Source organism: Cyanobium sp. L1E-Cus (assembly GCF_024345755.1).
Classification (GTDB): domain Bacteria; phylum Cyanobacteriota; class Cyanobacteriia; order PCC-6307; family Cyanobiaceae; genus Cyanobium_A; species Cyanobium_A usitatum.
Genome location: NZ_JAGQBS010000002.1, coordinates 13,094 through 36,095, shown reverse-complemented (window position 1 = coordinate 36,095; position 23,002 = coordinate 13,094). Strand labels below are relative to the sequence as shown.

Genomic DNA, 23,002 nt, shown 5'->3' with positions numbered 1-23,002 from the left:
AAGAGGAGCGCGGTGGCCTGCCTGAATCTTGAATCCTGCCGAAACCTCGCGAAGGACAACGCAGCATTAGCGAATAAATTTGAATTCATGCAGTTCTGAGCCCTCTCCCTCAGACGCTTTCGGCCAGGGAGGCAGTCTCAGACTGGTTGCGAAGCCATTGCCGGCCCTGCTCGAGAAAGGCAGGCCAGTCGAGTTTTTCAGCCGCCGCTGCCTTGGCCACCAACAGGGGTGCCTGGCGTTTGATCTCGGCGAGATCCGGCTCGCTCACCCCCGCAGAGAGGGCCAACATGTCAGCCATGGACCTGGCCACAACCCGGGTGAGATAGGCAGCGCTGAGCGCCTGCAACGCCCCCCCCACCAGCCAGGTAGCGCCATGCAATTTGACTAGGCCAGTAAGAAGCTGGCTGCTCCACTCCACCACCCCTTGGGCGAGGGCTGCCTTGGCGAGCTCGCTAGCGGCGGCCTGCAGTTGCTCGAAGGTCCAGGGGCAATCCCAGAGGCGAGCCATCTCGCGCAGCATCAAGCCATTAGCCACCGCCAGCACCAGCAGGTCAAGGCTGGGCAGGGGGGCCGCCACCACCCCGGCCGCCACCAGCCATTGGGTGCGCCGCTGAAGTGGCAGAAAGTGCTGGCGCCGCAGCTGCTCGAGCTCGCACTGCCAAAGGCCATGCAATTGCTCAAGACGACGCAGCTGGCGGCCGCGGCGCAGCTCCGCTCCGGCACTGGCGAGGTGCCGGGCTAGGGGCGAAATGCTGGCTGCAAGAGTCGTGGGCAGGCCATTCCAAAAGAGCAGACGCTGGGAAAGATCCTGTCCAAGCTGGGAGCGCAATTCAGCTGCCAGACCTTCGAGAGTCTGGTCACCTCTGCTGAATTCCACCAGCAGCCAGGCGGGCTGAGCGGCGGGTAGGGCCTCGAGCCAGCGCAGATCGGCAGCTGAGAGAGGAGTGCGCAGATGGTGGATCAGCAGGTCGCAGGCAGCAAATGCTTCAGGCCAAGACCAATCGTTGCTCCATGCCGGCAAGGGGTGGGCCCAGTGCAGCTGGAGGATCTCGGAACCACGCAGGGCCTCGATCAGATCTGGTTGCAGAGCCAGAGCCGGAGGACAGGTACCCACTAAGGCCAACTGCAAGCCCTGCCGATCCAGCTCCTGGCGCAGGGCTGCCAGTTGGTTCTTGCGCATCCGGCTGGCTAGCTCAGCCTTGGCTGGGGCTGGCTCCGCTGCCAACCGTAAAAACTGGCCCTCAAGCTGCTCCAGGCGCCCCAGCCAGCCGGGCAAATCCGTAGGGGCTGGCCCCCGGGGTTGGCGGCGGCGTAGCAGCGAAGCACCCAGGCCCAGGCCAGCCAAGGTGAGGCCAGAGGCGATGGGCAGGTGACTCAACCGCAGCAGCCCATCGAGGGCAAACCAGCCCATGACCCCGGTGCCGATAGCCGGCAGCCAAGGTTTGATGGTCGTGGGCATGGCCTGGCGGACCATGGCTAACCCGGCGAGCTGGGGGAGGGTCACCGGCGGCGTCAACGGCGCTGGACAAGCTGATGCATCTCTAGCTCACCTTGAGACGCTGCGCAGGCGGCAAATGCCAATAGCTTGGGCGCGAGTCGGGGGTCTGCCTTGCCAACTCCAGGAGTAAGGGACAACCCAATAGAGGTTCGCCAGGACACCCGAGAACAAGTGAAGCGAGTGCTGCTGGTGGCCCTAGCCGTCAACATCAGCATGACGCTGTTGAAATTGCTGCTGGGGCTATTGAGTGGCTCACTAGCCGTGCTGGCGGATGCCATGCACAGTGCCACTGACGGATTTTCGAGTCTGTTAGGACTTGTGACCAATGGACTTTCGGATCCCGAACCAGACCGGGACCATCCCTACGGGCACCACAAGTACGAAGCGGTCGGTGCCCTGGCTATTGCAGCCTTCATCCTCTTCACTGCCTTCGAGATCCTGCAGGCCGCCCTCGAACGTCTTCGCAACGGACTACAGCCGTTGCGAATGGACAGCCGGGAGCTACTGGTACTACTGCTCGTGCTCGGCATCAACATTCTGTTAGCTAGCTACGAGCGGGCCGAGGGGCGAAGGCTAGGCAGTCCCCTCCTCAAGGCAGATGCGGCCCACACCAGCAGCGACATCTGGACAACGGCGGTGGTGCTGGTGGGCCTGGCCGGAGCGCTGTGGCTCAACCTCAGTTGGCTCGATGTTGCCCTAGCAATTCCGCTGTGCTTGCTGCTGGTGCGGGTGTGCTGGTCGGTGCTGCGAACCAACCTGCCCCAGTTGGTTGATCAGATCGCCATTGCTCCGGAGGCCATTCACCAGGTCGCGATGGAAGTTGCTGGGGTGCTCAACTGCCACGACATCGCCAGCCGCGGGGTGCTCGGCCAGCAGGTGTTTATCGACATGCACATGGTGGTGGACGCCAATGACCTGCCAACGGCGCACCGGATCACCGAATTGGTGGAGGAGCACCTAGAGGCCCGTTTTGGTCGGGTGCGCTGCACGATCCACCTCGAACCCCGCGAATACGCAAGCGCCGCAATCACCTTTAAGGGCACCCATGGCTGAGCAGCTGCCGCAACTGACACAGCCGCAATTGACACTCCCGCAATTGACCCTTAAGCAGCAGGCCCAGCTGCTGGATTGGGCAGTGGAACTGCAGGCTGCTCCCAATTGGGTTGGCAGCCTGCCGGTGGCCCTGCTTGAGCGCTGCTGGCTGAGGCTGCGCCGCATATCACTGGAGCAGCTCGCCCTTGTGCTGCCGCCAGATGCCAGTGCTGAAGCACCAGAGTTGGTGCGCTATCGGGCCTGGATCGCCGCCGGACAGCCGGCCTGGTCAGCCCAGCTGCGTTGCTGGCAGGAATTCGGTCAACCGGCTTGCCAGGAGGCGCTGCGCCACTTTTGGGGTCACCAGGAGCGAGGCAACCACGGCTGGACTCTTACTGCCTATCTGGAGCTGCTGGAGACCTATAGAAACCAGTTTCAACCAGGAACCGTGCGGTCCTTGCCCCTGATCGTGCTGGCTCGCAGCGGGCAGCGGGAGCCCCATCGGCTGCACTGGCTCACCCCCCCTTTGGCCAGCCGATGCGGCACACTTGCCCCAGACTGCACAGACTGAGGCGATGGCCGACGAAACCACCCCCTCTCAATCTCGCGATGACCAGGGAGGGCGCGCCGGTGGCGGCCGCTCGCCAGGCAACCGCGAACCCGGCGGATTCCGCATCCGGCTCAGCGACAACGAGATGCGTGCCGCCAGAGCCATTCAGGAGGGTTTCGCGCTGCGCTCCACAGTGGCTGCCCTGGGCTTCGCCATTCGGACAGTGGCCCAGCTGCTCGAGGATGGAAAGCTCGACGAACTAGTCGCTCAGCAAAGGGCCCAGGCCGGTCCACGGGGTGATGCCCCCCGCGCGGAGCGCCGGCCGGGGGGTGGCGAGAGCCGGGTGATCCGCCAGGAGCGGGCACCTCGAATCGATCCATTTGCTCGCCCAAGCAAGCCTCCTGCTCCCGTGGCAGAGCCCATCGAAACCAACTCTGAAGAGGCTGCCGCGGACGAGCAGACCGAAGCTGCCGCCGAAGATCTTGCCGCTGAAGATCTGGCCCCTGAGAGCGCTGAGAGCACCGAAACCTCTGAGAGCACCGAGAGCTGAGTCCCATGGCACGGCCGAGGGTTTTGTCTGGGGTGCAACCCACTGGGGCTCTGCACCTCGGCAACTGGCTGGGCGCAATCCGTAATTGGGTTGATCTCCAGAGCAGCCACGACACCTTTTTTTGTGTGGTGGATCTTCATGCGATCACAGTTCCCCATCAGCCAGCCCAGCTCGCCGAGGACACGCTCTCAACAGCAGCTCTCTATCTCGCCTGCGGCATAGATCCCGATCGCTCAACCGTGTTCGTGCAGAGCCACGTGAGCGCCCACTGCGAACTTGCCTGGCTGCTCAACTGCGTCACCCCGCTCAATTGGCTGGAGCGGATGATCCAGTTCAAGGAAAAGGCCATCAAACAGGGAGACCAGGTGTCTGTGGGCCTGTTGGATTACCCGGTGCTGATGGCTGCCGACATCCTTCTCTACGACGCTGATCTGGTGCCGGTGGGGGAGGACCAAAAGCAGCACCTTGAACTCGCCCGCGACATTGCTCAACAGCGCATCAACACCCGTTTTGGTAAGCGCAATCCAGACGGTGAGCTAATTCCAGTGCTCAAGGTGCCCGAGCCCTTGATCCTGCGCGAAGGGGCCCGGGTGATGAGCCTCACCGATGGCAGCTCAAAAATGAGCAAAAGCGACCCCAACGAGGGCTCGCGGATCAGCTTGCTGGATCCGCCGGAACTGGTGGTTAAAAAAATCAAACGGGCCAAAACCGACCCCACCATGGGGTTGGAATTCGGTAATCCCGAGCGCCCTGAAGCAGACAACCTTTTGGGGCTCTACGCCCTGCTGTCCGGCAAAAGCCGGCAGCAGGCAGCCGAGCAGTGCGGCGCCATGGGCTGGGGCACCTTTAAGCCCCTGCTGGCAGAAGCTGCCGTAGAAGCATTGAGGCCAGTGCAGCAGCGTTATCAGGAGTGGCGGCAGCAGCCAGGCGCGGTGGCAGAGGTGCTGCGCAATGGCCAACACAAGGCTGCGGCCGTGGCCGATGAGACCCTCAAACGGGTGCGGGAAACTCTGGGTTTCTTGCCGCCCGCCTAGGAACTTTCTCGGCAGTTCAGGCCGGCAAAGGCTGGCCCTGGCTCCAGCCCCAGAGCCGCAGCAGCCAGTAGCCAAATGCGAGCAGCGCAGCGGCACAGGCCAACTGCAGCAGCTGCCGAGACGCCAGGCGGCCACCTAAGAGAGTCCAGAGCCCCAGGGCCAGCGCTAGCCCCACCAGCACCGGGCCAAATGCATGCCACTCCAGGGCCTGGGCGAGGTCGCCATGCAGAGTCGCCAGCACGGAGCGCGTTAAGTAGCAGGTGGGGCAGGGTATGCCCGTGAGCTGACGCAGGGGGCAACTCCACAACCCCATGGGCACCGACGCTCCAGCCGCCAGCCCTATCAACAGCAAAAAACGTCCCTGTCTCAAGGCTCCTTGTAGATCACCCGGCCCCGATCGTCATTGCCGACATCCAGCAGCTCAGCATGGAGCAACCTTTGGATCTCATCACGCACCTGGCGACTCTCCACCCCAGCCGGCAACTCCATCTCGACGAGGGCGTCATTGAGGGTGAAGCCCAGCTCACCTCTGCGCCTAGCCAGATGAACTAGCTGCCGCTCAACCGAGAGGGTCGAGCCTGATAACACCAAAGGCCGGTTGGCCTGATCAACCAGTTCGGGCATCAACCAGAGATCAACCAATTGGCCCACGAAGCAGAGGCCAAAAGTGAGCAACCAGAGAGTGCCGCTGAGGGGCTTGCGGTTGTAAAAGCGATGCACGCCACACACTCCCACCAGGCCTAGGGCCCAGAGGACGTAGCTCAAAGCCAGGTTGCGGCGCTCGACCATCACGGCAGGGTCACTCCATGCCGGCGCAGGGCCGCCGAAAGATTCCACACCGACAACACAAGTTGATGCCAGGGAGCCAGGGTTTCCATCTCGAGGGCCATTGGTATCGGAGCCGCCTGGCGCAAGCTTGTGGCGGCGCAGAGTTCCTTGCGGGCCTGCACTAGGTGATCGCGCAGGATCAGCTGCTGGTCTTGGGGCATCACGGTTTCCGGACAGTGATCTAGCAGCAACAAACCCCGTTCAAAACAGGAACTGAAGTCGTCGAGCAAGGACCCAAGCAGCTGATCAAGCAGGACGCCGGGGGATTCATGCTCAGGTGTTGGAGGAGAAAAACCCATAGATCCAGCTTAGGAGCGCTGCGTAGGATCGAGATTCGCCTTAGTTAGCCGCGCGATCAGTGCCCGTGAACCCAAGCAGCTCCGAGCCCGCACCGATCGCCCTGCCCAAAACCAGCGAAAGCAACCAGCTGCTGCGCATCCGTCACTCGATGAGCCATGTGCTTGCCATGGCGGTGCAGAAGCTCTTTCCCCAGGCCCAAGTCACCATTGGCCCTTGGACGGAGAGCGGCTTCTATTACGACTTCGACAATCCCGATCCCTTCACCGAGGCCGATCTCAAGGCAATAAAAAAGGAGATGGGCAAGATCATTGGCCGGCGTCTTCCGCTTGAGCGGATCGAAGTAAGCCGCACTGAAGCCGAGGCCAGGATCAAAGCCCAAAACGAGCCTTACAAACTGGAGATCCTGGCAGGGATCCAGGAGCCCATAAGTCTTTACACCCTGGGCGAGGAGTGGTGGGACCTCTGCGCGGGGCCCCACGTAGCCAACACCAGCGAGCTAAACCCCAAGGCCTTCGAGCTTGAGAGCGTCGCCGGCGCCTATTGGCGTGGCGATGAAACCAAAGCCCAGCTGCAGCGCATCTACGGCACCGCCTGGGAAACAGCTGAACAACTGGCGGAACACAAGCGGCGCAAGGAAGAGGCCAAACGACGGGACCACAGGCGATTGGGCACCGACCTGAATCTGTTCTCGATCGAGGATGAGGCCGGGGCTGGGCTTGTGTTCTGGCATCCCCGCGGGGCGCGGATGCGCCTGTTGATCGAGGATTTTTGGCGTCAGGCCCATTTCGCAGCTGGATACGAACTGCTGTACACACCACACGTGGCTGATATCAGCCTGTGGAAAACGTCAGGCCACCTCGACTTCTATGCCGAGAGCATGTTTGGCCCCATGCAAGTAGATGAGCGGCAATACCAGCTCAAGCCCATGAACTGCCCCTTTCACGTGCTCACTTACGCAAGCACCCTGCGCAGTTACCGGGAGCTGCCAATTCGCTGGGCCGAATTGGGCACCGTTTATCGCTACGAGCGCCCGGGTGTGATGCACGGCCTAATGCGGGTGCGCGGCTTCACCCAGGACGACGCCCACGTGTTTTGCCTTCCAGAGCAGATCAGCGATGAGATCCTGCGCATTCTTGATCTCACAGAGGAGATCCTTTCCACCTTCGATTTCAAGACCTACGAAATAAACCTCTCCACCAGGCCGGAGAAATCAATCGGCGAAGATGCCGTGTGGGAACTGGCAACCCAAGGCCTGATCGAGGCCCTCGATCGCAAGGGCTGGGCATACAAGATCGATGAAGGCGGCGGCGCCTTCTACGGACCCAAGATCGACCTGAAAATCGAGGATGCCATCGGGCGAATGTGGCAGTGCTCCACCATCCAGCTCGATTTCAACCTGCCAGAACGGTTCGAACTGGAGTACGTAGCCGCAGATGGCTCAAGAATGCGCCCGATCATGATTCACCGGGCCATCTTCGGTTCGCTGGAGCGGTTTTTCGGGATCATGACCGAGAACTACGCCGGCGATTTCCCCTTCTGGCTGGCGCCCGAGCAGATCCGGCTGCTACCCGTTACCGATGAGGTGATTCCCTACGCCGAGCAGCTACTGGAGCAGCTCAAGGCCGCTGGCATCCGTGCCACCCTGGACCATTCCGGCGAGCGCCTCGGCAAGCTGATTCGCAACGGCGAACAGATGAAAATCCCCCTGTTGGGAGTGATCGGCGCCAAGGAGGCTGAAACAGGTGCCGTGAGCCTGCGCAGCAGACGCGAAGGCGAGCTCGGCAGCGTGACCGTGGCCAATCTGCTGGCTGCAGCAGTGAAGGCAAATGTCGAGCGGGCAGCTGGCCTGGGCCTACCGGCGATCCCTTCACCCGGCCAGTGACCACCCTTCTAGCTGGGGACATCGGCGGCACCAAGACCCTTCTCGCCCTGTATCAGCTGCAGGCCGGGGGTGAATTGGAGCTGCTGCGCAGTGAGCGCTACCTATCCGCCGACTGGGACGACCTAGCCCCAATGCTTGACAGCTTTCTAGGGGTTGGCAAGCCCACCCCAGCTGCCGCCTGCCTGGCGGTGGCTGGGCCGGTGGAGGCGGGTCAAGCCCAACTAACCAACCTCCACTGGCAGCTCGATGGCAACCAGCTGGCTGCTGCCACAGGTATAGGGCGGTTTGAGCTGGTCAATGATTTCGCCGTATTGATCTACGGGCTGCCCCACCTCACCTCACAGCAACAGGCGCCAATCCGCCCGGGGGTGGCGAGGCCTGAGGCGCCCCTGCTGGTGCTAGGTGCGGGAACGGGTCTGGGGGTGGCCTACGGGGTACCAACCCCAACTGGGCTGATAGCGGTGGCCAGTGAGGCCGCCCACGCTGAATTCGCCCCCCGCAGCCAGCAGGAATGGGAACTCAAACGGTGGCTCGCCCAAGAGCGGGGCCTGGAGCGAGTCTCGATCGAGCGGGTGGTGAGCGGCACGGGCCTGGGCGAAGTGGCGCGCTGGCTGCTTCACATCCGCCACCCCGGCGGAGACCATCCCCTTTTGCCGCTAGCCGAGGGGTCGGAACTGCCCGCTGCCGTGGCAGCCAGCGCTGCCCTAGGGGAAAGCCTGGCCTGCGAAGCCTTGGAGATCTGGATCGGCTGCTACGGCAGTGTGTGTGGCGATCTGGCCCTGGCTGGTCTGAGCCGGGGAGGGGTGTGGTTGGCCGGCGGCACCGCAGGAAAACTGCTGGAGACCCTGCGCTCGCCCACCTTTAACCGGGCTTTCCTTAATAAAGGTCGGCTAGAGCCGGTGCTGGCAAGCATGCCGATCACGGCCGTGGTTGATCCGGCCATTGGCCAATTCAGCGCGGCCTGCCGGGCGCGCATGCTGCTGGCCTGAGACACTGGGCGCAGCAGAAGTTGTCCCATGGTGCGCCCCCGGGTCGGACAAGGGGTTGAGGTTCACGTTCCCGCTACCACCGCCAATGTGGGCCCCGGCTTTGACTGTCTGGGGGCTGCCCTGGATCTCGACAATGTCTTCCAGATGCGCTGCATCGAGGGAGGCAGCGAGCGCTTTGATCTGATTATTGAAGGCAGCGAAGGAGCCCACCTTCGCGGTGGGCCCGACAACCTGGTGTATCGCTCGGCCCAACGGGTGTGGAAAGAAGCTGGCGAGGAGCCGGTGGCCCTTGAGGCAAGAGTGCGGCTGGCGGTGCCGCCTGCCCGAGGTCTAGGCAGCAGCGCCACAGCGATCGTGGCTGGGCTGATCGGCGCCAATGCGCTGGTGGGCGAGCCCCTCAGCCGCGAGAAACTGCTGGAGTTGGCCATCGATATCGAAGGCCATCCCGACAACGTGGTGCCCTCCCTGGTGGGGGGATTGTGCATGACAGCCAAAGCGGCGTCCCACCGATGGCGAGTGGTGCGCTGTGAGTGGTCGCCCCTGGTACAGGCCGTAGTGGCAATCCCCGCTATCCGGCTCACCACCAGCGAAGCAAGGCGGGCCATGCCCAAATCAATTCCGGTGGGGGATGCGGTGATCAACCTGGGCTCCCTCACCTTGCTGCTGCAGGGGCTGCGCACCGGCAATGGCGACCTGATCACCGATGGCATGCACGACCGCCTGCATGAGCCCTACCGCTGGGGCCTGATCCACGGTGGCAAGGCTGTGAGGGAGGCGGCCCTAGCAGCGGGAGCCTGGGGTTGCGTGATCAGTGGCGCCGGTCCAAGCCTGCTTGCCCTTTGCCCAAAACCAGCAGCCGAGAACGTCGGCAGGGCGATGGTTCGGGCCTGGCACCAAGCCGGGGTTGAGTCCCGCTCCGAGGTGCTGGCTATCCAGCAACTGGGCAGCCGCTGGGAGCACTTGCCAGACCAGAAGCTGGGCGCCAGTGAGTAAATTTACTCAGTCGAGCGACTGGGGCTGATAGGTTGGTACTCGATTTGAACACCGCCTGACCTCGGCCTTGTTCAGCGAATCACCAGATCTGCAATCGGGCCGTGATGGACGTCAACATGCCCCTGCTAGCCGCGTCCAGCCTGGTCGCTCCAGCAGCGGAATCGGCCTTTCCCTGGCTGAGCCTGATCGTGCTGCTGCCAGCAGCAGTCGCCCTGGTAATGCCGCTGCTGCCGGGAGATGGCAGCGACCCCAAGTGGCCCCGCACCCTGGCCCTCGCCACCCTGGCGATTGACCTTGGCCTGATGGTGTTCTGCTTTAGCAGGCACTTCGATGGCTCCAGCAGTGATTTGCAACTGGTGGAAAGGGTCAGTTGGGTGCCGGCCATGGGCCTGGAGTGGTCCCTGGCAGCTGATGGCCTTTCCACGCCGCTGGTGCTGCTCTCAGGCCTGGTAACCCTGCTTTCGGTGGCAGCCAGCTGGAACATCAAGACCAAAACGCGCCTGTATTTCGCCCTGATGCTGGTTCAGGCCTCAGCCCAGGGCCTGGTTTTTCTCTCCCAAGACTTTCTGCTTTTCTTCCTTGCCTGGGAGCTTGAGCTGGTTCCTGTATATCTATTAATAGCAATCTGGGGTGGCAAGCAACGTCAATATGCGGCCACTAAGTTTATTTTATATACCGCCACAGCCTCCCTGCTGATCTTGTTGAGCGGCCTTGCTCTTGCCTTCTCAGGCGACAGCTTCAGCTTCAACCTCTCAGATCTCGCCAGCCGTTCCCCCGGTGGCACCTTTGGCCTGCTCTGTTATCTGGGCTTCTTGGTGGGCTTCGGGGTGAAATTGCCAATGTTCCCCCTGCACACCTGGTTGCCCGACGCCCACGGTGAAGCCAATGCGCCCGTATCGATGTTGCTTGCAGGGGTGCTGCTGAAGATGGGTGGCTACGCCTTGCTGCGCTTCAACGTGCAGATGCTTCCGGAGGTTCATCTCAGGTTGGCACCAGCCCTAATTGTGCTCGGCATTGTCAACATCGTCTATGGCGCCCTGAATGCTTTTGCCCAGGACAATGTCAAACGGCGAATTGCCTGCAGCTCCGTGAGCCACATGGGTTTTGTGCTGCTCGGTATTGGCGCAGTAGATGCCCTTGGCATTAGCGGCGCCATGTTGCAGATGATCAGTCATGGCCTGATCGCAGCTGCCATGTTTTTTGTTACCGGGGTGTTTTACGAGCGAACCAAAACCCTTTCAATCCCCAACATGGGCGGCCTCGCCAAAGCCCTGCCGATCACCTTCGCTTTTTTCCTGGCCAGCTCTCTTGCTTCCCTTGCCCTGCCCGGCATGAGTGGCTTTGTGAGCGAGATCACGGTGTTTCTCGGCATCACCGCGAACGACGACTTCACCATCGGCTTCCGGGTGATCGCCATCGTGCTGGCAGCGATCGGATTAGTGCTTACTCCTGTTTATCTGCTCAGCCTCTGCCGCCGGGTGTTCTTCGGTCCCAGAATCCCAGCCCTAGCAGTGGTGGGCGACATGCGTCCAAGGGAGCTTTTTATTGGTCTCACCCTGCTGATACCAACGCTGGCGATTGGCTTTTGGCCGCGGCTGGCAATCGATGTCTATGAGGCCTCAACCAACGCCCTTGCCCAGCAATTGAGTGCAACTGCCCTGGTTGCCATGGGCCGGGTCACCGCCCTGGGCTAATTCACAAAAGCTTGCTGGATCGGCTGGAATGGGTGCACCAAATCCCCCATCCATGACCCTGAGCGCACCCCTGCCCTTGCTGGTTGGTCAGGGTCTTCCGCCCTTCGATGTGATCACGCCGGAGCAGGTAGAGCAGGCGATCCCTGCCTTACTAAGCGAGCTCAACGAATCGCTTTCCGCCCTGGAAGCCAGCCTTGAGCTGCGCTTAGGACAATCCGAGTCGCTCAGCTGGGAGGAGGTTATGGATCCTCTACACCAGCTTGGTGAGCGGTTGCGCTGGAGCTGGGGGGTGGTGAGCCATCTCAATGGCGTCTGCAACACACCAGCCCTGCGGGAGGCCCACCAACAGCAGCAGGGGGCCGTGGTGCAATTCGGTAACCGCGCTGGGCAATCGCGTCCGATATATCGGGCTCTCGAGGCACTGCAAGCCAATCCCAGCCAGCTCGATGCCACCCAGAGCCGCATCCTGGCGGCGGAGCTACGGGACATGCAGTTGCGAGGCGTGGGCCTGGAGGGGCAGGAGCAGCAAGCCTTCAACTCCGCCTGTGAGCGGCTCGCCGAACTCGCCACCGCCTTCGGCAACCACGTGCTCGATGCCACCAACGGCTGGAGCCTCACTTTGAACAGCGAAGCCGAACTGGCCGGCCTACCCGCCAGCCTGCGGCAGCTGCTGGCCCAAGCTGCGGCAGATGCTGGTGAAAGCGGCTGGCGCCTGGGGCTAGATATGCCGAGGGTGGTGCCCTTTCTAAAATTCAGTGAGCGCCGGGACCTGCGCGAAAAGGTCTACCGCGCCCAGGTGGGCAGGGCCGCCAGCGGTGAACTGGATAACAATCCCCTGATTGCCCAAATCCTGGAGCTGAAGTTGAAACAAGCCCAGCTGCTGGGCTATGCCAACTGGGCCGAGGTAAGCCTGGCCTCGAAGATGGCCGGCTCGGTGCAAGAGGTGGAAGACCTACTTGAAGACCTGCGCGCTGCAGCCTTTCCAGTGGCCCAGCAGGAGCTCGCCGCCCTTGCTGCCTGCGCCAGCCGCCACGGGGCACCAGAGGCAGCTGAGCTCAAGCCCTGGGACGTGAGCTACTGGGCAGATGTGCTGCGTCAGGAGAGCTTCGAGCTCAACAGCGAGGCCCTAAGACCCTGGTTTTCCCTGGAGCAGGTATTGCAGGGGCTGTTTGTTCTTTGCCAGCGCCTGTTCGACATACAAATAGTGGCCGCAGATGGGGAGGCGCCGATCTGGCATAGCGACGTGCGCTATTTCCGAGTGCTCGAAGCCCGTAACGGGGCGCCCCTGGCAGGTTTTTACCTTGATCCCTATAGCCGCCCTGGCAGCAAGCGCGGTGGTGCCTGGATGGATGAATGCCTCGGCCGCTCCCGCAGCGCCACCGGCGAGCCCGTGTTGCCGGTGGCCTACTTGATCTGCAACCAGAGCCCACCGGTGGGGGACACCCCCAGCCTGATGACCTTCGACGAGGTCGAAACCCTCTTCCACGAATTTGGTCACGGCCTCCAGCACATGCTCACCACGGTGGAGCGGCCCCAGGCCGCCGGTATCAACAACGTGGAGTGGGACGCGGTAGAGCTACCCAGCCAATTCATGGAGAACTGGTGCTACGACCGTGCCACCTTGATGGGCATGGCCCGCCACTGGCAGAGCGGCGAACCTCTACCGGAGGCCGAGTACCAAAAGCTGCTGGCAGCTCGCACCTTCATGGCTGGCGGCGCCACCCTGCGCCAGGTGCACTTCGCCCTCACCGATCTACGCCTGCACAGCCAGTGGACCCCCGACAGCGGTGATAGTCCCGATCAACTGCGCCGCCATATCGCTGCCACCACAACGGTGCTTGAGCCCATAGCCGAGGACGCCTTCCTCTGCGCCTTCAGCCATATTTTCGCCGGCGGCTATGCGGCCGGCTACTACTCCTACAAGTGGGCTGAGGTGCTCAGCGCCGATGCCTTCAGCGCTTTCGAGGAGGTTGGCTTGGAGCAGGAGGAGGAGATCGTGGCCACCGGCCGCCGTTTCCGCGACACCGTGCTCAGCCTCGGTGGCAGCCGCTCCCCAGCTGAGGTGTTCGAAGCCTTCCGAGGGCGTCAGCCAAGCAGCGAGGCTCTTATCCGCCATTCCGGGCTGGTGGCCGCCTGATGGCCACTCCTGCACCGGAGCTGGTGGCGGTCGCCGAGGCCTTCGCCCTCCCCGGACCTGTCACAACGATTGCGCCCCTAGGTAACGGCAACGTCAACGACACCTATTTATTGGAGGTGCACTCGGGGGGGGCAGCAGCACGCCGCTACGTGTTGCAAAGGCTCAATACCCGGGTGTTTCCCCAGCCGGAGCTGGTGATGCAAAACCTGGAGGCGCTCAGCGAACATGCCGAGCAGCACCCTCTGATCGGACAACGATGGGAAGTGCCGCGGCTAATCGCAAACCGTCATACCGGCCGACCCTGGCTATGGGCAGAGGGCCAATTTTGGCGTTTACAGAGCTTCATCGAAGAGGCCGTGACGGTTGAGGCGATCACGGACCGGGAGCAGGCCCGGCAGGTAGGCCGCGGCCTAGGGCTATTCCACTTCCTGATCAGCGACCTGCCCCCAGAGCAACTAGCCGACACCCTGCCGGGTTTCCACGTCACACCGACCTACCTGGCGGCCTACGACCAAGCTTTGCTATGCAGCCCAATAGGTCATGACGATCGGGAGCAATGGTGTGCGGCATTCGTGGAGCAACGCCGCGAACTGGCGCCGATCCTTGAGGACGCCAATAAAGCGGGCCTTCTGCAGCTGCGGCCTATTCACGGCGACCCCAAAATCAACAATGTGATGCTCTGCGCCCACACGGGAACTGCCGTGAGCATGGTGGATCTAGACACAGTTAAGCCAGGCCTGGTGCACTACGACATTGGTGATTGCTTGCGTTCAGCCTGCAATCCAGCGGGGGAAGAAGCCTGTGAACCTGATAGCGTCAAATTTGATCTCGATCTCTGCGAGATCCTCCTAGAGGGCTACCTGGACGCGGCAAGAACATTCCTAAGCGATACAGACCTGGATTACATCTACGTGTCGGCAAGGCTGATCAGCTTCGAGCTAGGCCTGCGCTTCTTAAGCGACCATCTAGCAGGCAATGTCTACTTTCGTACCACCCATGCAAACCACAACCTCGATAGGGCTTTGGTCCAATTTCGTCTCACCGAAAGCATTGAGGCCCAGGAAGAACAAATCCGGCAGATTGTGGCAAAACTGCGATGAACACCACCAGCTTCAAATTAATTCCTTTTGCAGCCGAAATGCAGGGAGAACTTGCCCTCTACTCACTCCATGGCCAACTCAGCATGGCTGAGAATACTCTGCAGATCACATTCCAGCTTGAGGGCGAACTAGCCAAGTTGAGGATTGCTCATAGCAGCGGCCCACCACTGCGACAAGACCTTCTTTGGCAAGCAACCTGCCTGGAATTCTTTCTTGCCGCTGCAGGTAACAGCGACTACTGGGAGTACAACCTTTCGCCCGCCGGTCACTGGAACGTCTATCACCTAGAGGGCTACCGGCAGGGGCTAGCTGAGGAACCTGCTTACAAGCAACTCCCCTTCAGTGTGATGGGTGATGACAAACAATTGAGCTTGAGCCTTACTTGCGCGCTGCCACCAGCGCTGGCCAGCCACCGGGCAGCTGAGGGGATCGAAGTTGGGGTCTCCGCCGTACTCCAAAGCTCCAGCGGAGAGCTGGCCTACTGGGCCGTGGCCCATCCTGGCAGCGAACCTGACTTTCACCACAGAAGCGGGTTCTGCCTCAAATTTGCCTAGTGATGCCGGCTGCGCCGCACCGCCACAATCCCGCCAAAGCCTGACACCGGGGCCTGACACTTGCGCAGTTCAAGGCGGAGCGGCACCGGGCCATAAAGCTCCTCGATCCGTTCGAGAATCCTCTCGCTGTAGTGCTCCAGGGTTTGGCAGCGCAGGCTGCGGGCCTGTTTTTGCAGGGCGGTGATCAACTGGCTGTAGTCGAGGGTGTCGCCTAGGGCATCACTGCGCCCAGCAGCACTGAGATCCACGCCCAATTCCAGATCCAGCTCAAACCACTGGCCATCCCTGCGCTCGAAATCGAGCACCCCCACATGGGCCCAAAGCCGCAGGCCGCGCACCTGAATCGCATCGCTCATGGCAGGAAATTCAAAGGGGCAGGGGGCGATGGCTGAAATGGCGCACGCCGCCGGCGTAATCGGCGGCGATGTGGCCCTCGCCGCGCAGCCGGTAGCGGTAGGTCACCAAACCCTCCAGCCCAACGGGGCCCCGGGGGGGCATGGTTTGGGTAGAGATGCCTACCTCGGCGCCGAAGCCGTAGCGGAAGCCATCGGCAAAGCGGGTGGAGCAATTGAGGTAGACGCCGGCGCTGTTTACCGCAGCCAGGAAGCGGTCGGCCATGGCAGCATCCCGGGTGCAGATGGCATCGGTGTGACGGGAGCCGTAGCGGGCGATGTGATCGAGGGCTGCCTCGAGGTCGGGAACGACCTTCACACTCAAAATCAGGTCTGAATATTCGGTGCTCCAGTCGTCGTCTGAGGCGGCATGGCTCACACCCAGCGCCATGGCGGCGGCATCGCCGCGCAATTCAACCCCGGCTGCCCCGAAGGCCAGCACGGCCCTGGGCAGAAAATCGGCAGCTGTCTCCGCGTGAACCAGCAGGGTTTCGATCGCGTTGCAAGCTGCCGGGTATTGGGTCTTGGAATCCAGCGCCACCTTCAGTGCCAGATCCAGATCCACGGCCCTATCCACAAACAGGTGGCAAATGCCATCGGCATGACCCAGCACTGGAATACGGGTGTTGTCTTGGATGAAGCGCACCAGGGCATTGGAGCCCCGGGGAATAATCAAGTCCACCAGGCCGTCGAGCTTGAGCAGCCCCAGGCTTTCCTCCCTGCTGGTGAGCAGCTCCAGGGCATCGGGCTGCACCGCACTAGCGGCCAGGCCACGGCGCAGCGCTGCATGAATGGCCTCACAGCTACGGCTTGCTTCGCGACCACCCTTGAGCAGGGCGCCGTTGCCGGAGCGAATAGCCAAGGAGGCGATCTGCATCACCGCATCTGGCCGCGCCTCAAAGATCACGCCCAGCACCCCCAGGGGCACCGTTAACCGCTCCAGCACCAGCCCCTCATCTAGCTCGGTGTGGAGCTGACGGCGGCCAACCGGATCGGCAAGCTCCGCCACCTGGCGCACACCCGCGATCGCCCCTGCCAATTTGGGACCATCGAGCTTGAGCCGGGCCACCAGCGCCGGCGCCAGCTCCTCGGCGGCAGCGGCCTCAAGATCGGCCTGGTTGGCGGCCAAAATGGCTTCACTGCCCTGCTCTAGGGCTTCTGCCATGGCCAGCACGGCCTGACGGCGCTTGCCATCGTCGAGTTGGCCAAGGGCCATGGCGCAGCGGCGCACCTGGGCGGCCCGGGCCAGCAGGTCTGGGGAGGGATCAGGAATCATCAAGCCATCATCCCAAGCTGGGCGCCAAACGTTGCAGCGCCAGGCGAGCCGCCCCCAGCCGGCCGGCTCCGTTGCCGAGGCTGCAGCGACGAATCGTCAGACCCTCCCGGCTGGCTGCCTGCACCCGCTGCTCCACCTCCTGCCACACCGCTGGCAGGAAGTGATCGCTGGCGCCGCTGAGGCCACCACCAATCAGCACTAGCTCCGGTGTGAGCACATAAAGCAGCGAGCTCAAACCTTGCCCCAGCAGCTGGCCATAGGCCCGCCACACCGCCAGGGCTTCGCCATCGCCGCCAGTGGCCCGGCGGCAGAGTTCGGCCGGATCCAGGCTGGATAGGCGATCGAAGCCGCGGCGACTGCAGAAGGATTCCAGGGAGCCGTTGTTACCGCTGTTGCAGGGCGGACCAGCGGGATCGAGGCCTATCAAACCGGGCTCGGCGGCCGCCCCCCGATGACCTGTAAACAATTGGCCATCGAGCAACACCGCACCGCCCACGCCCGTGCCCAAGGTGAGCAGCAAGACATCGCCAACTCCCCGGGCTGCCCCGCGCCAGTGCTCACCGATCAGGGCGCAGTTGGCGTCATTGGCCAGGGTCACAGGGCGCTCCAGCAGGGGCTCGAGCCAATTGGCCAAGGGCACATCCAGCCAACCCGGCAGGTTTATGGCGATGCGCGCCACCCGGCCGGCTTGGTCGCTGGGCCCGGGGTGGCCGACCCCAATCCGATCGGCCAACCGCTGAGGATCTAGTTGCTGTACCGCCGCCACGATCGCCGTTGTCACAGCACCAGGGACCGCTGGCTGGGGAGTAGGCACCTGCAACTCCGCAAGCAGGTCGCCGGCTTCGCTGAAGCGCCCCAACTTGATGGCACTACCACCGAGATCCACCCCGATCAACTGGTTCATCGGAATCGCTGCATCGAACAAAACAAGCTCAGAAGCGGAAAAACAGCTGCAACTGGGTCTGCCAGGCACCCTGGGAGTCGATAGCCCCCTGCAGGTTGAGCAATTCTGAGGCCTTGAAATTCAGATTTAATTGGGGGGGGACGTCGGAGCGGTTGGGGGCAGCCAACACAGATGCATTGAAGCGTTCCGTGAGATCAAGACCTAACTCAGCTCCCAGCACCAGCTGGGGCGGCACCCGACCTGAGCGACGTTCGGCGCCACTGGCCACACCTTGGTTCACGTAGGTGGGATAAAGGGCAAAGCTGAGTCGCTGGCCGAAGGCATCGCCGAGGGTGCCGAGCAGAGGCGAGAGCAGGGTTTGTCCTAGGGCGGTAGCCAGCACGGTGCCGCCTGCAGATCCCGCCAGGCCGGCCAGGGTATTGCCGCCGATCAGGGCCAGCAGCCGATCTTCCGAGAGCGGCGGCGAACTGCGCAGCACCAGGTTGTCGGCAAGACGGTCCGCCGGGCCGCTCACACTCAGAAAAACACGCACCAAGTTGAGCTGGTCGAGGGAGTTGGTGGCGCCAACCGCCTGAAAGTCCTGCAATGAAAGGCTGCCGGCGGTCCCAATACCACTGGTGGTCGGCAGGTTGTCGGAGACCCTGGTACGCAGCGAGATATCTAAAAAAGGAATCAATCCCATCGAGGGTGTGAACACCGCAACGTTTGGGGAGTCGGGGTCGAGACCAAACGTGGTGGTGAACAGGTTTAGTCGCCCGTTCAGCAATCGCACCACACCCTGCAAGCGCAGGCTCGGATCAAGCCTCCCATTAAGTCGCAGCAAACCACTGGTGCCAAAGCTGGCCAGGTTGGGGATGCCAACCTTCAGGTCGGGGCCCAGCTTCAACCTCAGGTCGTCGAAACCCACAAAGCTGGCATTAGGTACGGCGGCACGCAGGGCCTCACTGGCGTTGCTCTCCACATCGGGACCGAGCAGCACCAAGGGCTGGTCGTAATTCCAGCTGGATTCGAGCAATTCAGCAGCGCTAGCTACCGGTGCCGCCAGATTGGCTTCACTGGCCAGTCGAGCCGGCTGAACGTTGATGCTGCCCCGGGATATAGCCAGCTCCCCGCCAATATCAAGGGCAGCAACGCTGCCTCCGATTTGAAGGGACCCATCAGCCACGGCCTTGATCCGAGACATGGCAAAGGGCACCTTTTCAAGCTCTACCTTCAGCGTGGCGTCTTTGCCATCAGCTGTGGCCTCAGGGCGAAACAGCCCCAGGCTTCCCTGACCACGCACCACTCCCTTATCTCCCACCTTGGCGTTGAACTCCTGAAGCAGGAGCTGCTCAAAGTCGAACAGCACGGTGGCATCGACGTCACGAACCTTTTGGCCGATGAACTGCAACTGAGCACCCCGAAAACGCAAAAATCCGTTAGCGATCGGCTCTCTAACGCTGCCGCGCACCAGCAGTTGGAGGTCGCCGCTGCCCTGATTCCACTGCAGGGCAGGCTGGGCAAGCCCCGCCAGGAAGCGCAAGCCGTCGTCACGACTAGCCAGGCGCAGTTCAAGACCCTGCCTCCCCGGATCCAAGGGCACAACACCCGCCAATTCGACGCTGGTTGAAGCCCCGGCCGCCCGCAAAGAAAGATCGAGGAGCAGCCTGGCCTGCTCCAGCTGAATGGTGCTCCGCTCCAGCACCAAAGCCGTTTCCCTTAGATAGCCATCAACCAGGTTGATGTTGAGGGCAAGCTCAGGTTGGGGAGTGCCGAGGCGGTAGCGCCCCTGCAGAGATAGGCGGCCACGCAATCCGGCGGGCACAGGGGTAAGCAGCGCCAACAGCTCAAGGGGCAGGTCAGCCAGGCTGAAATTGCCAGCCCCCCGGCGCAGGGGCCCGGTGAACTTCACCAGCACCGGCACAGAGGTAAGGGGCTGGTCCTGGTTTGCCTCAGGCAACCAGAGGTGGGCGCGGGCCTGGAGGTCGGCGCGGGCTTCCAGCAGGCTGGCTCCGTCAAGGCGCAGGTCTGCATCGATCTGACCTGCCAGCCGCTGCAGTCGCTCCTGGGGGCTGCTTTGCCGGTCACGCTCCAGCCGGGCAGAGCTCAGGCGAGCTCTAGCAAGCTCCAGGGCGCGCAGCTGGCCCTGCACGCTGCCGCTAAACGTATCGATCAGCAGGGTGCCGATGTCGCTGGCCCGGCCCAGGATCGGCGCGCTCCCTCCGCGCCACTGGGGCCAGGCCCTGACCAACTGCTGCAAAAACAGCGGCGGTAATCGCTCACCCTGAAGGCGGGCTCGGAAGGCGCCATGCCACACGCCACTCCAATCGATGGCAAGGTTGCCCCCAGCAAGGGGAGAGATAGCTCCTTGGACTGAGTAGCGACGCTTGGCATAGCGGATATTCGCCTGGGCCGATTTCCCCCAGACGCCCAAAAACACCGGCCGATCAAGCTGGGCGCTACCGCTGAAGGCCAGGGGTTGGAGTTCAAGCAGGCCCTGACCGCTCAGCCGGGCTTGCAGGGGTTGACGCCTCGAATTTGGCCCCAGGGCTAGCTGCAATCCGTCGAGGGGCAACTGGGATGCCTGCCAGCGGTAGGCCCGAGGGCTGCCGTTGAGTTCCAGAGTGCCGCCGGCCCGGTCAAGGCGAACTGCACGGGGGACCCAACGGGAATCGAGGCGGGCCGTAAGCACCCCCACCGGCGCAGGGGCGAGAGCTTGCATGCGTAGGCGCCCACCACCAGCCGGATCACCAAACCACTGGCCATGCCAGTTTTCCCGCAAGCTGAGGGGGCCCGCACCGGGCTGGTCGATCTGGAGATCCAGGTCTGGCCTCAAGGCTTTGAGAGGGCCCCGAACCCGGCCAGTGGCCTGCAAGATTCCCTGCAATTGGGTGCCCACAAGCAAATCGAGCCGCTCGAGGGGGTAGCGCTGCAGCTCCAAGTTGAGATCGAGCTGGCCTGGCACCAGCCCCTCACCGGCCCGCAGGCCCAGGGGCAACACGCCACGGGCGGAGAGGTGGGCACTACTGAAACGCTGCAGCACTAGGCGCTTATCGCGCCAATCCAAAACCGCATCCCAGCGACCCAGCAACGGGTTACTGGGCTGACCAAAGCGGGCCTGGAGCTGGGGCAGGCGCCACGGCCCCCTGGCCGAAACTGAGCCGCTTACCTGTTGGTTCAACAGCCACTCAGGGGTGCCGGCTTGCAGGGGAAGGTCACCGGGCCGGAGCTGCCATTGCCCCGTCAGATCAAAACGCCTGGCCAAGCTCCCCTTGAGCTTTAGCCAGGAGCGACCGCGGGCCAGCTCAAACTGGCGCAGCTGAAGCTGGTTTCGCTGCCACAGCCCCTCAAGCCGCAGGGTGCCCTGCAGGCCCTTGCTGCCCGGTGCTCCCCAGCGCCAGGCAGAGCGGTCCAACTCGAGCGCCTGGCCGCTGCAGCGCAGTTGGCTGAATGGCAACTCCAGTCGGGATACGCCGGTCGCAGGCCGCCAGCGCAATTGGCGCAGCTGGGCTCCACCTCGACAGAAGGGCTGGCGATCCCTCCAGGCCAAGGCGAACTTGCCATCTGCGTGACCCGCAAGTTGACCAGGCAGGCCTAACAGGCGCTGCAGAGGGGGTAGCTGCAAGGCCTTTGTCCGCAGGGTTCCATCCCAGCGCTGCCTCTGCCAATTGCCCTGGAGCTCCATGGCCAGCTCGCCAGCGGCCACCTCCGAGCGCAGCCAAGCCGCCAGTTCAACCTCCCGGCGATGGGGCAGCACTGCACCACGGCCCGTGAGGCGGAGGCTCATACCGGAAGGCTGCAGGTTGAGCAAGGCGGGATCCACCAGGCGCAACCTGAGATCCAGGCGCGGCGGCTCGCTGCCTACAGCAAGGCGCCCTGGCACCCAATACTGACCTTGGGAGTTGCGCCGCAACTCAGCGCGCACACCAGTCAGGCCCACATGCACCACTGGCAACCGCTGGCGCAGGCTGGCTAGCGGATCCAAGCTCACCAAAACCGAACGCACCAAGACTGAGGAGCCATCCAGCCGCCCAGGGGCGATGCGACTGGGCCCAATGCGCAGACCACCCCAGCCCAGACCCTGATAGTCGCCAAGCTCAACGGGATGGCCAGAAAGCTGGCTGAGCGACTGATCAACCCGAGGTCTCCAGTGCTCGTAGAGCTTTCTCAGGGCCTGATCCCCGCCCCAGACCAGCAGAATCAGGGCACCGCAGACGCCTGTAAACGCCGCCAGAAAGCGGACTCCGCCGGGGCCCCGTGGCCAGGTTGGGGGTGCAAGTGACGGCAAAGCGGGGACTGGCCCAGGGTTCTGTTCTGGCAACTCCGCCATTCCCGTGGGCTGCCACCCCTGCGACGGGCGCAATATAAAGGCACTAACCCAAACATCCAGCCCTATGGCCGCTGATCCAATCCTGCTGACAGCGGGCAAATGGCTGGGGGCCGCCAGTGGGGTCCTGGCTTTGACCACGATTCTTGGTTATGTGAGCCGCTGGGGGATTCGCTTTCGGCTGGTTGGTGTCACCAGCTTCACGGCCCTGCTCGCCGTTTCCTGCCTTGCCTTTGCGGTGAGCTATACCCCTCGCGTGCAGCTAGCTGGGGCCGTGAGCGTGCCGGTGGTGTTTGACAACGGCATCGACCTGGTGGTGGCAGCAGCGCCAGACGGCATAGCGGATGGGGCCGCCGCACCCACAGTTCAGCAAGTCGCCCAAAACCTCAGGGGTGGCGGCCGCAGCAGCGCCGACAACCTGGTGCACGTGCGACTGCGCCGCGTCGAGACGATCGCCCCGGGGCTGAGCAAGCCAGTGGTGCTGGCAGAAGCCACGCGCAGCCTGACAAGTGGTGATGTTGAGCTACAGCCCTAGCCATGTGGCAACTGCCGATTCACTTTCAGCGTGAACAACGCCAATTGGAGCTGGCCGGCATCGATAGCTGGCCCCAACTCGCCGGACTCCAAGACCAGGACCTGCGCCGGCTCGGCCGCAGCGGCGGCGCCAGCGAGGCCCGGCTGATCAAGCTTCGGGGCCAGGCCCGGCTAGTGGTAGAAGTGGGAATCGAGCCGGCAGAAGCCGCCCTGCTGCTCTACGCCGGCATCGCTAGCAGGGCTGGATTGGCGGCCAGTGACCCGCACCAACTCTTGGTACAGATGGGCCGGCTGCAACGAAGCCTCACCGGCATGGCCTCCCCCCTGCTCGATCTGACCACCTTGAGCGAATGGATCCGGCGCGCTCAGCGCCGCCCCACGAACTGATCCAGAGCAGCCACCAGCCGCCGCCCCAGGTGGCTCAAATGGAAGTGCCTTGGGGCTGCATA

The 23,002-nt window shown here is 62.9% G+C and carries 21 protein-coding genes; 13 read left to right on the top strand and 8 right to left on the bottom strand.

The genetic code is table 11. From position 1 onward, the window contains the following. Positions 1-109: 109 nt before the first annotated feature. A complete protein-coding gene (locus tag KBZ22_RS00205; RefSeq protein ID WP_255020578.1) occupies positions 110-1,504 on the bottom strand; it encodes a YcjF family protein in 1,395 nt (464 codons plus the stop codon). 105 nt (positions 1,505-1,609) lie between these two features. Here KBZ22_RS00205 and KBZ22_RS00200 point away from each other — a divergent pair, with 105 nt between their 5' ends. The 4 genes from KBZ22_RS00200 to trpS are packed head-to-tail and all read left to right on the top strand — an operon-like array spanning position 1,610 to position 4,664. Continuing rightward, positions 1,610-2,551, top strand: coding sequence for a cation diffusion facilitator family transporter (locus KBZ22_RS00200; protein WP_255020577.1), 942 nt, complete (start codon positions 1,610-1,612; stop codon positions 2,549-2,551). A gap of 28 nt (positions 2,552-2,579) precedes the next feature. Continuing rightward, entirely contained in the window at positions 2,580-3,101 is a 522-nt protein-coding gene (locus KBZ22_RS00195; protein ID WP_255020576.1) for a hypothetical protein, read from the top strand. A gap of 4 nt (positions 3,102-3,105) precedes the next feature. After that, entirely contained in the window at positions 3,106-3,630 is a 525-nt protein-coding gene (locus KBZ22_RS00190) for a hypothetical protein (protein ID WP_255020575.1), read from the top strand. Positions 3,631-3,635: 5 nt separating this feature from the next. Next, complete coding sequence (gene trpS, locus KBZ22_RS00185; protein ID WP_255020573.1) at positions 3,636-4,664, top strand: tryptophan--tRNA ligase; 1,029 nt, start codon at positions 3,636-3,638, stop codon at positions 4,662-4,664. A 16-nt stretch (positions 4,665-4,680) separates the two neighbouring features. Here trpS and KBZ22_RS00180 read toward each other — a convergent pair whose 3' ends face one another. From KBZ22_RS00180 to KBZ22_RS00170, 3 genes are read right to left on the bottom strand one after another with little or no spacing between them, the layout of a single operon-like run. Next, complete coding sequence (locus KBZ22_RS00180; RefSeq protein ID WP_254941243.1) at positions 4,681-5,034, bottom strand: DUF2752 domain-containing protein; 354 nt, start codon at positions 5,032-5,034, stop codon at positions 4,681-4,683. Continuing rightward, entirely contained in the window at positions 5,031-5,453 is a 423-nt protein-coding gene (locus tag KBZ22_RS00175; RefSeq protein WP_254941242.1) for a TM2 domain-containing protein, read from the bottom strand. The genes KBZ22_RS00180 and KBZ22_RS00175 overlap by 4 nt, the downstream gene beginning before the upstream one ends. Further along, entirely contained in the window at positions 5,453-5,791 is a 339-nt protein-coding gene (locus tag KBZ22_RS00170) for a DUF2605 family protein (RefSeq protein WP_255020572.1), read from the bottom strand. The genes KBZ22_RS00175 and KBZ22_RS00170 overlap by 1 nt, the downstream gene beginning before the upstream one ends. Positions 5,792-5,940: 149 nt before the next feature. Between KBZ22_RS00170 and thrS the strand changes: the two genes are divergently transcribed. From thrS to KBZ22_RS00135, 7 genes are all read left to right on the top strand, one after another. Then, the gene (gene thrS / locus KBZ22_RS00165; protein ID WP_255020924.1) at positions 5,941-7,674 is read left to right on the top strand and encodes a threonine--tRNA ligase; all 1,734 of its coding nucleotides are present in this window, start codon (positions 5,941-5,943) and stop codon (positions 7,672-7,674) included. Next, a complete protein-coding gene (locus tag KBZ22_RS00160) occupies positions 7,671-8,663 on the top strand; it encodes a glucokinase (protein WP_255020571.1) in 993 nt (330 codons plus the stop codon). The genes thrS and KBZ22_RS00160 overlap by 4 nt, the downstream gene beginning before the upstream one ends. Positions 8,664-8,690: 27 nt before the next feature. Further along, positions 8,691-9,656 (top strand): homoserine kinase, encoded by a 966-nt coding sequence (gene thrB / locus KBZ22_RS00155; protein ID WP_255020569.1) that lies wholly within the window; start codon positions 8,691-8,693, stop codon positions 9,654-9,656. 104 nt (positions 9,657-9,760) lie between these two features. Continuing rightward, positions 9,761-11,350 carry an NAD(P)H-quinone oxidoreductase subunit 4 gene (locus KBZ22_RS00150; protein WP_255020923.1) on the top strand — a complete coding sequence of 530 codons (1,590 nt, stop codon included), beginning with the start codon at positions 9,761-9,763 and terminating at the stop codon, positions 11,348-11,350. Positions 11,351-11,402: 52 nt separating this feature from the next. Then, positions 11,403-13,487: a M3 family metallopeptidase gene (locus KBZ22_RS00145; protein WP_255020568.1), complete on the top strand. Its 2,085-nt coding sequence runs from the start codon at positions 11,403-11,405 to the stop codon at positions 13,485-13,487. Then, positions 13,487-14,587 carry a phosphotransferase enzyme family protein gene (locus tag KBZ22_RS00140; RefSeq protein ID WP_254941237.1) on the top strand — a complete coding sequence of 367 codons (1,101 nt, stop codon included), beginning with the start codon at positions 13,487-13,489 and terminating at the stop codon, positions 14,585-14,587. The genes KBZ22_RS00145 and KBZ22_RS00140 overlap by 1 nt, the downstream gene beginning before the upstream one ends. After that, complete coding sequence (locus tag KBZ22_RS00135) at positions 14,584-15,141, top strand: DOMON-like domain-containing protein (protein WP_255020567.1); 558 nt, start codon at positions 14,584-14,586, stop codon at positions 15,139-15,141. The genes KBZ22_RS00140 and KBZ22_RS00135 overlap by 4 nt, the downstream gene beginning before the upstream one ends. On the opposite strand, the gene KBZ22_RS00130 is transcribed toward KBZ22_RS00135, so the two are convergent. Genes KBZ22_RS00130 through KBZ22_RS00115 form a run of 4 tightly spaced genes read right to left on the bottom strand, consistent with a single transcriptional unit; the run spans position 15,138 to position 22,022 of the window. Next, the gene (locus tag KBZ22_RS00130; protein WP_254941235.1) at positions 15,138-15,497 is read right to left on the bottom strand and encodes a dihydroneopterin aldolase; all 360 of its coding nucleotides are present in this window, start codon (positions 15,495-15,497) and stop codon (positions 15,138-15,140) included. The two genes, KBZ22_RS00135 and KBZ22_RS00130, sit on opposite strands and share 4 nt — an antisense overlap. A 10-nt stretch (positions 15,498-15,507) precedes the next feature. Further along, a complete protein-coding gene (locus KBZ22_RS00125; protein ID WP_255020566.1) occupies positions 15,508-16,809 on the bottom strand; it encodes a glutamate-5-semialdehyde dehydrogenase in 1,302 nt (433 codons plus the stop codon). A gap of 7 nt (positions 16,810-16,816) precedes the next feature. After that, positions 16,817-17,713 carry an ROK family protein gene (locus tag KBZ22_RS00120; RefSeq protein ID WP_255020565.1) on the bottom strand — a complete coding sequence of 299 codons (897 nt, stop codon included), beginning with the start codon at positions 17,711-17,713 and terminating at the stop codon, positions 16,817-16,819. A 28-nt stretch (positions 17,714-17,741) separates the two neighbouring features. Next, positions 17,742-22,022, bottom strand: coding sequence for a translocation/assembly module TamB domain-containing protein (locus KBZ22_RS00115; RefSeq protein WP_255020564.1), 4,281 nt, complete (start codon positions 22,020-22,022; stop codon positions 17,742-17,744). Between the two features lie 64 nt (positions 22,023-22,086). On the opposite strand from KBZ22_RS00115, the gene KBZ22_RS00110 reads away from it, so the two are divergent. Then, on the top strand, positions 22,087-22,554 hold the full coding sequence (locus KBZ22_RS00110) for a Ycf51 family protein (RefSeq protein ID WP_255020563.1): 468 nt from the start codon (positions 22,087-22,089) through the stop codon (positions 22,552-22,554). Between the two features lie 2 nt (positions 22,555-22,556). Next, positions 22,557-22,940 carry a DUF4332 domain-containing protein gene (locus tag KBZ22_RS00105; RefSeq protein ID WP_255020561.1) on the top strand — a complete coding sequence of 128 codons (384 nt, stop codon included), beginning with the start codon at positions 22,557-22,559 and terminating at the stop codon, positions 22,938-22,940. Positions 22,941-23,002 lie beyond the last annotated feature (62 nt).